The organism is Kitasatospora sp. NPDC059973 (assembly GCF_042737525.1).
GTDB lineage: Bacteria > Actinomycetota > Actinomycetes > Streptomycetales > Streptomycetaceae > Kitasatospora.
Genome location: NZ_JBHWUI010000214.1, coordinates 1 through 11,992, shown reverse-complemented (window position 1 = coordinate 11,992; position 11,992 = coordinate 1). Strand labels below are relative to the sequence as shown.

Annotated in this window: 10 protein-coding genes; 7 read left to right on the top strand and 3 right to left on the bottom strand. The window is 73.8% G+C overall.

The genetic code is table 11. From position 1 onward, the window contains the following. Positions 1-47: 47 nt before the first annotated feature. Together ACFWA9_RS35095 and ACFWA9_RS35090 are read right to left on the bottom strand one after the other, a co-directional pair. Positions 48-740, bottom strand: a complete 693-nt coding sequence (locus ACFWA9_RS35095) for a DUF3152 domain-containing protein (RefSeq protein WP_352295256.1) — start codon at positions 738-740, stop codon at positions 48-50. Positions 741-1,016: 276 nt separating this feature from the next. Continuing rightward, positions 1,017-4,049: an AMP-binding protein gene (locus ACFWA9_RS35090; protein WP_380392886.1), complete on the bottom strand. Its 3,033-nt coding sequence runs from the start codon at positions 4,047-4,049 to the stop codon at positions 1,017-1,019. A gap of 343 nt (positions 4,050-4,392) precedes the next feature. On the opposite strand from ACFWA9_RS35090, the gene ACFWA9_RS35085 reads away from it, so the two are divergent. The 7 genes from ACFWA9_RS35085 (at position 4,393) to ACFWA9_RS35055 (ending at position 11,360) form a co-directional block, all read left to right on the top strand. Beyond that, positions 4,393-5,661, top strand: coding sequence for an ABC transporter substrate-binding protein (locus tag ACFWA9_RS35085; protein WP_352295258.1), 1,269 nt, complete (start codon positions 4,393-4,395; stop codon positions 5,659-5,661). Further along, positions 5,658-6,581 (top strand): sugar ABC transporter permease, encoded by a 924-nt coding sequence (locus tag ACFWA9_RS35080; RefSeq protein ID WP_329491347.1) that lies wholly within the window; start codon positions 5,658-5,660, stop codon positions 6,579-6,581. Before ACFWA9_RS35085 ends, ACFWA9_RS35080 begins: the two co-directional genes overlap by 4 nt. Then, entirely contained in the window at positions 6,578-7,411 is an 834-nt protein-coding gene (locus tag ACFWA9_RS35075; RefSeq protein WP_380392881.1) for a carbohydrate ABC transporter permease, read from the top strand. Before ACFWA9_RS35080 ends, ACFWA9_RS35075 begins: the two co-directional genes overlap by 4 nt. Positions 7,412-7,461: 50 nt before the next feature. Further along, complete coding sequence (locus tag ACFWA9_RS35070; protein ID WP_380392878.1) at positions 7,462-8,640, top strand: ABC transporter ATP-binding protein; 1,179 nt, start codon at positions 7,462-7,464, stop codon at positions 8,638-8,640. 98 nt (positions 8,641-8,738) lie between these two features. After that, the gene (locus ACFWA9_RS35065) at positions 8,739-9,008 is read left to right on the top strand and encodes a GlsB/YeaQ/YmgE family stress response membrane protein (RefSeq protein ID WP_329491344.1); all 270 of its coding nucleotides are present in this window, start codon (positions 8,739-8,741) and stop codon (positions 9,006-9,008) included. A 253-nt stretch (positions 9,009-9,261) separates the two neighbouring features. Next, on the top strand, positions 9,262-10,005 hold the full coding sequence (locus ACFWA9_RS35060) for a polyprenol monophosphomannose synthase (protein WP_380392875.1): 744 nt from the start codon (positions 9,262-9,264) through the stop codon (positions 10,003-10,005). 98 nt (positions 10,006-10,103) lie between these two features. Then, positions 10,104-11,360 (top strand): aromatic acid exporter family protein, encoded by a 1,257-nt coding sequence (locus tag ACFWA9_RS35055; protein WP_380392872.1) that lies wholly within the window; start codon positions 10,104-10,106, stop codon positions 11,358-11,360. Positions 11,361-11,437: 77 nt separating this feature from the next. Here the strand turns inward: ACFWA9_RS35055 and ACFWA9_RS35050 are convergent, their stop codons facing one another. Beyond that, positions 11,438-11,911 (bottom strand): VOC family protein, encoded by a 474-nt coding sequence (locus ACFWA9_RS35050; RefSeq protein WP_352295268.1) that lies wholly within the window; start codon positions 11,909-11,911, stop codon positions 11,438-11,440. Positions 11,912-11,992: the final 81 nt, after the last annotated feature.

Sequence of the window (11,992 nt, the reverse complement as noted above, 5' to 3'; positions counted from 1 at the left end):
ACGAGACCGCGCGGGTGGTTGGGGGGGGCGACCGGCGTCACGGGTGGCTACGGGGCCGGGGTGGCGGGCGGGAGGAGGGGACCGGTGAGCAGGGTGCCGGTCTCGGAGTAGGGCCAGCCGTTCGGGACGCACCCGTGCAGGCCCTTGATCTGCTGCATCATCACCGGCGCCGGCTGACCCGGGCCGGGGCAGTCGACGTGGCCGAGGCCGAGGATGTGGCCGACCTCGTGGTTGACCGCGAGCGCGTGGTACTGCTCAGGCTGGCCGGTGTAGAACTCGGTCAGCTCGTTCCAGCGCTTGGCGTTGATGACCACCTGGTGGCCCACCCCGCAGTTCACCGACCCGCCGGTGTCCAGCCCGTACTGGCCGCATATCCGGTCGGTGGTCTTCGGGCTCGCCAGGTAGACGGTGAAGTCCACCGGGTCGGCGGGCATCCGCTGGAAGGAGCGCGTGCCGTCGGCGGCCCAGCCGCGCCGGACGTCACCGAGGACGGCGTCGACCGCGGCGGCGAACTGCTCGGGGCTCTCCTTGAGCCCCTTCTCGGCCCGGACCTTGTAGCGGTAGACGTGCTCGCCGCTGCCGAAGAGCGGGGAGCCCCCGGCGGCCGTGGTGAACGCCATCGGGTCCAGCGCCTTGGCGGCGGGCGGGGCCCAGGGCTTCCACCACAGCAGGCCGGCGGTCAGGGCGCCGATCAGCACCACGGCGAGCCCGGCCGCCCAGAGCTTCGCTCCAGCGGACACGCGCCGGAACCCCCCGAGGCCCCTCATCGGCCGCTCCCCGCCGTGGGGCGGCCGCACCGGAGCGCCGGCCGTGGCACCCGGGGCGTCGGAAGGACGGTGGCGGCGGGTCGGAGACGGTCCGAGGTCTGCGGCGACATGGTGGGGCGAGACTCCTGTACGAAGGGGCGAACGTATGCACGATTGTGCAGGAAAGAACGGACGCCGACGGACGACCGGTTCAAAACGGCCGCTTCCGACCGCTCCCGACTCCGTGCACGCACCCCTTCCGCCTCCTCCTCACGCGGCCTCCGGCAAGCGGGCCTCCAGGGCCTGCGCCAGCTCCGCGACGGTCTCCGGAGCGAAGGCGTGCTCGTTGTAGCGCAGCCAGCAGACCAGCCCGCCGTCCGGCTGCTCGACCGCCGCCAGCTCCGGCACGTGCCGGTCCCCGCCCGGCATCGGGTACGGCACGGTCGCGCTGCGCGGCACCTCCCAGGCGGTGCAGGCCAGCCCGGGCAGCTGGGCCGGCGCGCTCCAGCTCTCGTAGCGGAGCCAGGCGGCGAACGGCACCCGGGGGCTGAACTCCGCGAAGGGGTAGAGCTGGTGGTCCAGGGCGGCCGTCGAGGCGGTCCGGACCCGGGCCAGCAGTTCGGCGAACCCGGGTGCGCCCGTCGCGTCGATCCGCAGCAGCAGCGACTGGACGAAGCAGCCGACGGCCCGCTCGGCCGCCGGTTCGGTCCGGCCCGGCACCGGGGTCATCAGCACCAGGTCGCCCTGGCCGCTGCGCTCCGCCAGCAGGCCCAGCCAGACCGCCGCGAGCGCCTGGAAGGGCGTCGCGCCCGCCTCGGCCGCGCGGGCCCGCAGGGCCGCGGCCCGCTCCGGCGCGACGGCCAGCCGGTGGGCCGCGCTCAGCACGACCTCGGTGGGCCGCCGCCCCGGGAACGGCTCCACCGCCGGCGGCGCGCCCGCCAGGGTGCGGGCGAAGTGGGCGCGGGAGGCCGGCCAGTGGGCGTTGGACCGGGCGACGAGCTCCCGGTACTCGGGTCCCGGCCGGGGGGCGGGCGCCGACCGGCCGCGCCGCAGCGCCGAGTAGAGCACGCCCAGCTCGCGCAGCAGCACCCCGATCGACCAGCCGTCGGCGACCATGTGGTGCACCGCGAGCAGCACGGCGTGGTCGTCCGGGCCCCGGGTGACCACGGCGAGGCGGGTCATCGGCCCCTCGGCGATGTCGGTCAGCCGGTCCCGGACGGCGACCAGCCGGGCGGAGACCTCGTCGTCGCTCTCGCCCGGGGCCTCGACCAGGACGACCTCCACGCCCGGGTCCGCGTCGACCACCGCGCGCCGGATCCCCGGCTGCCCGGCGCCCGGTACCGGGACGAACCGGGTCCGCAGCGCCGGGTGACGGCGCGCCACCTCGTGCAGCGCCTCGGCCAGCAGGTCGGTGCGCAGCGGCTCGGTGACCCGGAACATCACGGCCACCGATCCGACGTTGCGGCCCTCGGCCTCGGCCGTCCAGCGCAGGAAGTTCTCCTGCTGGGAGGTGAGCGGGACGTCGTGCGGCTGGGCGCGCAGCTCCCGGAGGAAGTCCGAGACCTCCTCCTCGGCCGGTGGGCCCGGCTCCCGGACCGTCGTCGGCGCCTCCTTGAGCCAGGCCGCCTGGGCGCGCAGCGAGGGCCGTTCGAAGACCAGGGCGGTGCTCGCCGTGACGCCGAACTCGGCGGAGATCGCGGCGGCCAGCTGGACGGCCCGGAAGGAGTCCCCGCCGAGGGCGAAGAACTCGTCCTCGACGGCCCGCACCGGGCGGCCCAGCACCCGCCGCCAGAGCCCGGCCAGGGCGACCTCGCGGTCGGTGGCGGGCGGGGTTCCGGGGGCGGGGTCGGCCGATTCGGTGAACCGGGCCCGCAGTTCGTGCTTCACCACCTTGCCGCTGGGGTTGCGCGGCAGGCGGTCGGTGACCAGGATCCGGACGGGCAGTTCGGCGCGACCGAGCCGGGCGCTCAGGAACAGCCGCAGCTCGTCGAGGTCGAGGCCGTCCGCGGCGGGCACCACCGCGGCGACCGGTACGGCGCCCATCACCGGGTGCGGGACGCCCAGCGCGGCCGCGTCCGCGACCCGCGGGTGGGCGTGCAGCACGTCCTCGATGCGCAGCGTGGAGACCTTCAGCGCACCGGACTTGATGAGGTCGCTCTCCCGGTCCACCAGGTAGAGGTAGCCGTCCGCGTCGAGCCGGCCGAGGTCGCCCATCCGCACCCAGCCGTCCCGGAAGACGGCGGCCGACTCGCCCGGTCCGGCCACGTAGCCGCGCGGCGGGCCGGGCTGGCGCAGCCAGACCTCGCCGACGGCGCCGGGCGCCACCGGGTGCCCGTCCGCGCCGAGCAGCCGCAGGTCGGCCGGGTTGGCCGGGCGGCCGACCGAGCCCGGCCGGCGGGCGTCCACGACGGCCGATACCTGGGCCGGCGAGGACTCGGCGGAGGTGTAGGTGTTGACGACGGTGGCGGTGGGGAGCGCGGCGGTGAGCGCCGTCGCGACCGGCGCGGGCAGTGCGGCCGCCGAGGAGCTGACCAGCAGCACGCTGCCGAGGTCCCGGCGGTGGGCCACGCCGGAGTTCAGCAGTTCCACGGCCATCGAGGGCACCAGGAAGACGGTGCCGACCCGGTGTTCCTCGACGGTCCGGCCGAACTCCTCGGCGTCGAAGCGCGGCAGGCAGATCGTCGCGGGCGCCGCGACCAGGGCGTTGACCAGGACGACCTGGGCCGCGTTGGTGCCGATCGGGAAGGCGTGCACGGCGTGCGCCGAGTGGGCGTACGGCCGGGGTCTGGGATCCAGCCGCTGCCCCGCGGTGAGGCTGGCGTGCGCGGCGTGCACGCCCTTGGGCGCCCCGGTGGTGCCGGAGGTGCCGATCACCTGGGCCAGGTCCTCGGGGCGGGCCCGGTGCGGCGGTTCCTCGGGGGCGCCGGTCACCGCCTCCAGCGCGGCGAGCGTCAGGCAGGGCACGCCGGCCGCGGCCGCCCGGGGGTCCTCCGCCGGGCCGGCCACCGCCAGGCGCACCGCGCTCGCCGTCGCGAGCCGCGCGGTGTCCTCCGGGCCGAGGTCCTCGCGGACCACCACCCCGGCCGCGCCCGCGTAGTGGACCGCGAGGAAGGCCACCGCGTACGCGTCCCAGCCGCGGTTGGGGAACAGCAGCAGCACCCGGTCCCCGGGCCGGACCCCGGCGCGGGCGAGTCCGTGGGCGGCGCGGACGGCGCGCTCGCGCCACCGGCGGTAGTCCAGCGGCGCGCCTCCGGGGACGAGCAGGGCGGTCCGTCCGGGGTGCCGGGCCGCCCGGTCGTCCAGCAGATCGGGCAGGGTGAGCGGGGTGCTGACGGTGGATCGGGTGTTGATGACGACTCCCGGAAGGGCCTGGACGGGGACTGCGGCCGATCGGCCGAACGGGTGAATGGTCCAGACCGTAGCGGCTGTGCGGGCCGGCCCGCCAGAGCCACCGGCCGGCCGGCGCCGATCGAAGCGGAACGGCGCCGGGCCCGGTCCGGCCGTTCCCGCCGCACGCGGCGGCGGCGGTCGGACCAGCTCTAGCCCACCCGGCGGGTATCGGGTGTGTCGCGCCGTCAGCTCCCGGCCCGCCCCCCGCCGCTCGCCCTAGCGTGACCACCCGCAGGCCGCCACCGGAGGGAGAGCCGTGCCGAGACCACGTCACCGGGCCGCACTCGTCCTGGTCCACTTGCTGACCCTGGCCCTCGCCGCCTGCGGCAGCGGCGCCGACGGGGGCGGCGGACCGGTCACCCTCGACTGGTACAACTTCCCCGACGACTCCGGCGCCCTCCAGCAGGCCGCCGACTCCTGCGGCCGCAACTCCGGCGGGCGCTACTCGATCCGCTACAACAAGCTGCCGCGCACCGCCGACGGCCAGCGCCAGCAGCTGGTGCGCCGGCTCGCCGCGCACGACGCCGGGGTGGACATCATGGGCCTCGACGTCACCTGGGCGCCCGAGTTCGCCGAGGCCGGCTGGATCCGCGAGTGGACCGGCGCGCTCAAGGAGCAGGCCGGCGCGGACACCCTGGCCGCCGCGCTGAAGACCGCGACCTGGAAGGACCGGCTGTACGCCGTCCCGTACAACTCCAACACCCAACTGCTCTGGTACCGCGACGACCTGGTCCCCACCCCGCCGCGCACCTGGGCCGAGATGCTCGGCATGGCCGACGCGCTGGCCAAGGCCGGCAAACCGCACTTCGTCGAGGTCCAGGGCGCCCAGTACGAGGGCCTGACGGTCTGGTTCAACACCCTGGTGACCAGCGCCGGCGGTTCGGTGCTCACCCCCGACGCGACCGCCCCCTCGCTCGGGCCGCCGGCCGTCACCGCCGCCGGCGTGATCCGGGACCTCGCCCACTCCCCCGCCGCCGACCCCTCGCTCTCCAACCAGATGGAGGACCAGAACCGGCTGGCGATGGAGTCCGGTTCCGCCGCCTTCGAGCTCAACTACCCGTTCGTCTACCCCGCGATGAAGGCCGACCAGCCCGAGCTGTTCCCGCACTTCCGCTGGGCGCCCTACCCGGCCGTCCTCCCGGACCGCCCGGCGAGCGTGACCATCGGCGGGATCGACCTCGCGGTCGGTGCCTACAGCCGGCACCCCGAGCTGGCCCAGGAGGCCACCCTCTGCCTGCGCGACCGCGACAACCAGCTGACCAACGCGCTCAAGGGCGGCCTGCCGCCGTCGCTGCGCAGCCTCTACACCGCCGCCGAGCTGACCGACAGCTACCCGTTCGCCGCCGACGTGCTGGCGGCGCTGGACTCCGCCTCCGTCCGGCCGCAGACGCCCGCCTACCAGAACGTCTCGATCGCGATCTCGCACGCGCTCTCCCCACCGTCCGCCGTGCAGCCGGAGAGCACCGTCTCCGCGCTGAACGGCCAGCTCAGGGACGCGCTCGGCTCGAAGGGGCTGATCCCGTGACCAGGCCGCCCACCCTGCCCGCGACAGCCCCGAAGGGCCTGTCCGAGGGCTCGCGCCAGGAGCGCCGGCTCGGCTGGCTGCTCTGCGCCCCGGCCGTGCTGGTGATGACCGCCGTGACGGCCTACCCGGTCGGCTACGCCGTCTACCTCTCCCTCCAGCGCTACGACCTGCGCTTCCCCCAGCAGGCGGAGTTCGTCTGGTTCGGCAACTACGCCGCCGTGCTCTCCTCCCCGTTCTGGTGGCAGGCGCTCTGGGTGACGGTGCTGATCACCGCCGTCTCGGTGGCCATCGAGCTGGTGCTGGGGCTCGCGCTGGCGCTGGTGATGCACCGGGCGGTGTTCGGCCGGGGCACGGTGCGCACCGCCGTCCTGGTGCCGTACGGGATCGTCACCGTGGTCGCCGCCTACTCCTGGCAGTACGCCTGGACACCGGACACCGGCTACCTGGCCGCGCTGCTGCCCGAGGGCAGCGCCCCGCTCACCGACCACTGGCAGGCGATCGGGCTGATCATCCTGGCCGAGGTGTGGAAGACCACGCCCTTCATGGCGCTCCTGCTGCTGGCCGGTCTGGCGCTCGTCCCCGGGGAGACCGTCCGGGCCGCGATGGTGGACGGCGCGACCTTCGGCCAGCGGCTGCGGCTGGTGATCCTGCCGCTGATGAAGCCGGCCATCCTGGTCGCCCTGCTCTTCCGCACCCTCGACGCGTTCCGGGTCTTCGACAACATCTACGTCCTGACCGGCGGCTCCAACGACACCGGCTCGGTGTCGATCCTCGGCTACGACAACCTCTTCACCGCGCTCAACCTGGGCATCGGCTCGGCGATCTCGGTGCTGATCTTCCTCTGCGTGGCGGCGATCGCGCTGGTCTTCATCAAGGTGTTCGGCGCCTCGGCGCCCGGTGGCGGGACGGAGGGCCGATGACCTCCCGACGCACGCGCGCGGCGGCCGGCTGGGGCGTCGTCAACCTGCTGGTGGTGCTCTACGCGCTGTTCCCGGTCTGGTGGATCGCCGCGCTCTCCTTCAAGGACCCGAGCACGCTGAACGACGGCGACTTCGTCCCGCGCAAGTGGACGCTGGAGAACTACCGCGGCATCTTCCAGACCTCGGACTTCACCCGCGCGCTGGTCAACTCGATCGGCATCGCCGTCATCGCCACCACCATCGCGGTCGTCCTCGGCACCATGGCCGCCTACGCGGTGGCCCGCCTGCGCTTCCCGGGCAAGCGGCTGCTGATCGGGATGTCGCTGCTGATCGCGATGTTCCCGCCGATCTCGCTGGTCTCGCCGCTGTTCAACATCGAGCGGGTCCTGGGCCTCTTCGACACCTGGCCGGGCCTGATCATCCCGTACATGACGTTCTCGCTGCCGCTGGCGATCTACACCCTGTCGGCGTTCTTCCGGGAGATCCCGTGGGACCTGGAGAAGGCGGCGAAGGTGGACGGCGCGACGCCCGCGCAGGCGTTCCGGCTGGTGATCGCGCCGCTGGCGGCGCCGGGCGTGTTCACCACCGGGATCCTGGTCTTCATCTTCTGCTGGAACGACTTCCTCTTCGCCATCTCGCTGACCTCCACCAACGCCGCGCGGACCGTCCCGGCGGCGATCGCGTTCTTCACCGGCAGCTCGCAGTTCCAGCAGCCGACCGGCTCGATCTCCGCGGCGGCCGTGGTGATCACGATCCCGATCGTGGTCTTCGTGCTGCTGTTCCAGCGCCGCATCGTGGCCGGCCTCACCGCCGGCGCCGTCAAGGGCTGACCCCCGAAAAAGCACCCCGCAGGAAGACGTCCCAGGAAGGCAGGCAGGGCATGGCCGAGATCGTCCTCGACGGCATCACCAAGCGCTACCCGGACGGCGCGGTCGCCGTCCACGGCATCGACCTGACCGTCGCGGACGGCGAGTTCGTGATCCTGGTCGGCCCCTCGGGCTGCGGGAAGTCCACCACCCTCAACATGATCGCGGGCCTGGAGGACATCACCGAGGGCACCCTGCGGATCGACGGCCAGGTGGTCAACGACCGCGCGCCCAAGGACCGGGACATCGCCATGGTGTTCCAGAGCTACGCGCTCTACCCGCACATGAGCGTCCGCGAGAACATGGGCTTCGCCCTGCGGCTGGCGAAGACCGACAAGGCGGTGATCGCCGCCAAGGTCGAGGAGGCCGCCCGGATCCTCGACCTGACCGAGCACCTGGACCGCCGGCCCGCCAACCTCTCCGGCGGCCAGCGCCAGCGGGTCGCGATGGGCCGGGCGATCGTCCGCGACCCCAAGGCCTTCCTGATGGACGAGCCGCTCTCCAACCTGGACGCCAAGCTCCGGGTGCAGATGCGCACCCAGATCTCCCGCCTCCAGCGCCGGCTGGGCACCACCACCGTCTACGTGACGCACGACCAGGTCGAGGCGATGACGCTCGGCGACCGCGTGGTGGTGCTGCGCGGCGGCGTCGTCCAGCAGGTCGGCGCGCCGCAGCAGCTCTACGACGAGCCGGTCAACCTGTTCGTCGCCGGGTTCATCGGCTCACCGGGGATGAACTTCCTGGACGCCACCCTGGAGCAGGGCGTGCTGAGCACCGCGCTGGCCGACCTGCCGGTGAGCGACCGGCTCCGGCAGCGGCTGACCGCGGCGGACGCGCCGCGCGAGGTGGTCGTCGGGCTGCGGCCCGAGCACTTCGAGGACGCGGCCCTCCTGGAGCACCCGCACGGCGGTCGGACGGCCACCGTCGCCGTCGAGGTGCTGGAGTCGGTCGGCTCCGACGTCTTCGCGCACTTCACGGTCGCGGGCGAGGCGGCCGTCCCGGGTGCGCTGGAGGAGCTGGCCGCGCAGCGGCGGGACACCGGCGCCACCGCGCGCGGGCGCGAGGTGGTGGCCCGGATCGGCACCGACACCCGGGCCGCCGAGGGCAGCCCGCTGGAGCTGTGGATCGACACCGACCGGCTGCACGTCTTCGACCCGGTCTCCGGGGCCGCCCTCAGCCACGCCGACCGCTGAGCGCCCGGCCGGGCCCGCCGCCGGGCGGCCCGCGCCGACGTGCCGAAGCGGGTGATCCGGGCGATCATGGGGAAACGCGCATCGAAAGGTGGAATGCGATGTTCCAGCTCCTGTGGATTCTGCTCATCGGTTTCGTGCTGGGTGTTCTGGCCAAGCTGATCCTGCGTGGCCCGCAGGCGATCCCCTGGTGGCTGACGATGCTGCTCGGCGCCGCGGGCGCCTGGCTGGGCAACGCGGTGGCCGGCTGGGTCGGCGTGCGGCACACCTCGGGCATCGACTGGATCCGCCACATCCTCCAGCTCGCCTTCGCCGTCGGCCTGATCGCCCTGGTCGCCCCCGCCTGGAGCAGATCGCACCCCAGCCGGTAGGCACCCGGAAGCCCGTCGGCAGGCACCCGGCACCGCAGCCGGCGGGCACACCCGGCACCCCGGCCGAGGACGACACGTCCCGGACCGGGGTGCCGGCCGGCGGCCGGACGGCCGCGGCCCGGAACACCGGTGGGCGGTGCGACCGGGCACGTACGACCGCGGCTAGACTCGCCCGACCGAAGTGGACACCCGTCCGGTCGGCTGCGGGCGCCGGCGGCGCGGCACCGGCCGGGGATCGCGCGAGGGACAGAACATGGTCGAGGCCTCCCCCAAGGTCGTTGTCGTCGTACCCACGTACAACGAGCGGGAGAACCTGCCGGTCCTCGCGGGGCTGCTCGCTGACCTGAAGCTGCCCGGTCTGCGCCTGCTGGTGGTCGACGACAACTCCCCGGACGGCACCGGCGAGGTCGCGGACGGGCTCGCGGCCCGGGCGCCCGGCACGGTCTCCGTACTGCACCGCACCGACAAGGACGGCCTCGGCCGGGCCTACGTCGCGGGCATGACCCGGGCCCTGGAGGAGGGCGCCGACGTGGTGGTGCAGATGGACGCCGACCTGTCGCACCCCGCCTCGGTGCTCCCGGTCATGGTGGAGACACTGCTGGCCGACGAGAGCACCGCCGTGGTGCTCGGCTCGCGCTACGTGCCCGGCGGCTCGACCGCCGAGGAGTGGCCGTGGCACCGCAAGGCGCTGTCGGCCTGGGCGAACCTCTACGTCAACACCATCCTCGGCCTCGGGGTCAAGGACGCCACCGCCGGGTTCAAGGCCTGGCGCGCGCAGGCCCTGCGGGCGATCGACCTGCCGTCCGTGCACAGCAACGGGTACTCGTTCCAGGTGGAGCTGAACTACCGCGCCGTCCAGCGCGGCATGCGGATCCGCGAGGTGCCGATCCGGTTCGAGGAACGCGTCCAGGGCACCTCCAAGATGAGCCTCGGCGTACAGGTCGAATCGGCGCTCGCACCCTGGAAGCTGCTGCGCGAACAGCGCAGCCGGCCCTAGCGCCGGGGCCGGCGCCGTCGGCCGGACGAGCGGCTCTTTCGAGTGCCGGTGCGGTGGATCAGCAGTGTGAGCTGCCAGGACGGGGAAAGAAGGGCGGCATGGCCCTACTCCCGGAGACCTTCGCCACCACGCTGCGCCGCAGTACCCGACAACCCTTCGTCGTCCAGACGGTCCGGGCCACGGTGGCCGCCACGCTCTCGTACGTGGTGGCCACTCGGCTGAGCAGCGAGCCGGCGCCGCTGACCGCCCCCCTGACGGCGCTGCTGGTCGTCCAGGTCACCGTCTACTCGACGCTGACCACCAGCATCCGCCGGGTCAACTCGGTGGTCGTCGGGGTGCTGATCGCGATCGGTTTCAGCTCGGTGGTCGGGCTCTCCTGGTGGAGCCTGGGCATGATCATCCTGGCCTCGCTGATCATCGGGCGGTTCGTCCGGGTGGACGAGTTCGTCCAGGAGGTGGCGATCAGCGCGATGCTCATCCTGGGCGTGAGCCAGGTGACCTCACAGGCCTGGGACCGGGTGCTGGAGACGCTGATCGGCGCCACCGTCGGACTGCTGTTCAATCTGCTGTTCGCCCCGCCGGTCTGGATCGACACGGCGGGCGAGTCGATCGAGGACCTCGCCCGGCGGGCCCGGCACCTGCTGCTCGGCATCGCCGAGGAGCTCGGCGAGCCCACCCCCGTGGAGCGCGCGGCCGAACGGCTGTACGAGGCCCGCCGGCTCGACCAGGCCATCGCGGACGTCGACGGCGCCCTGCGACAGGCCGAGGACAGCCTGCGGCTCAACCCCCGGATCAGCGAGGGGCTGCTCTCCCGGCTGGTGCTGCGGACCGGTCTGGACACGCTGGAGATCTGTGTGGTGGTGATCCGGGTACTGGCCCGGTCGCTCACCGACCTCGCCAAGCGGCGGGCCCCGGGCGAGCGGCTGTTCCCGGCCGACGTCGCGGTCGCGCTGGAGGAGCTGCTGAGCCACCTCGGCGGGGCGCTGGTGAGCTTCGCGGTACTGGTCACCACCCAGGTGAGCCGCAACGCCGAGGAGGCCGAGCGGCGGCTGACCTCCGAGCTGGCCGCCGCCTGGGCCAGCCGGGAGAACGTCGCCCATCTGCTGCTGCTCCGGGTGCAGGAGCACCCGGAGGCCTGGCAGCTGCACGGTTCGCTGCTGGCCGAGGTGGACCGGATCCTCGACGAGCTCGATCTGGAGCACCGCAGCCGGCGACTGATGGAGGAACTGGACCGGGCCTCGGTGGCGAACCGGGAGCGGTTCTCCCGGTTCGCCCGGCTGCGGAGGCTGGCCCGGGGCGAGCGGCTGAACCCGGGCCGGCTGCGGAGGCGGCGGGCGGTCAAACAGCGGGCCTGAGGGCAGCGGGCCCAAGGGCAGCGGGCCTGAGGGCCCCGGCGTCGGCCGGGGCGCCGACCGACGCGGCGGAGGCGGTCTCAGCCCCGGGCGGCGTCGAGGAGCGGCTGGATCTCGATCTTCTGCATCCGCAGCATCGCCGCCACCACCCGGGCGGCCTTGGCCGGGTCCGGGTCCGCGATCAGCTCGGTCAGCACGCGGGGGACGATCTGCCAGGAGAGCCCGTAGCGGTCCTTGAGCCAGCCGCACTCGCTGGCCGCGCCGCCGTCGGCGGTGAGCTTGGCCCAGAGGTCGTCGACCTCCTGCTGGTCGGCGCAGTCGACCTGGAGCGAGATGGCCTCGGTGAAGTGGAACACCGGACCGCCGTTGAGGGCGACGAACTGCTGACCGTCGAGTTCGAAGGTGACGGTCATGACCCGGCCCGGCTCGCCGGGGCCGGTCTCGCCGTAGTGGGTCACGCCGGTGATCCGGGAGTTGGCGAAGACCGAGGTGTAGAAGCGGGCGGCCTCTTCGGCCTGGTCGTCGAACCAGAGGAAGGTGGTGATCTTCTGCATGGCCCGACGCTAGCCGCCGGGCCCCGGCGGGCGGCCGAGCCACGGCCGGAGGTCACCGGTTCGGCGCCGCCGCCCGGGCCA

Bases quoted from the DNA above. Each gene is read 5' to 3' on its own strand.
- ACFWA9_RS35075 (WP_380392881.1), top strand. From the start codon at position 6,578: ATGACCTCCCGACGCACGCGCGCGGCGGCCGGCTGGGGCGTCGTCAAC.
- ACFWA9_RS35070 (WP_380392878.1), top strand. From the start codon at position 7,462: ATGGCCGAGATCGTCCTCGACGGCATCACCAAGCGCTACCCGGACGGC.
- ACFWA9_RS35065 (WP_329491344.1), top strand. From the start codon at position 8,739: ATGTTCCAGCTCCTGTGGATTCTGCTCATCGGTTTCGTGCTGGGTGTT.
- ACFWA9_RS35060 (WP_380392875.1), top strand. From the start codon at position 9,262: ATGGTCGAGGCCTCCCCCAAGGTCGTTGTCGTCGTACCCACGTACAAC.
- ACFWA9_RS35055 (WP_380392872.1), top strand. From the start codon at position 10,104: ATGGCCCTACTCCCGGAGACCTTCGCCACCACGCTGCGCCGCAGTACC.
- ACFWA9_RS35050 (WP_352295268.1), bottom strand. From the start codon at position 11,911: ATGCAGAAGATCACCACCTTCCTCTGGTTCGACGACCAGGCCGAAGAG.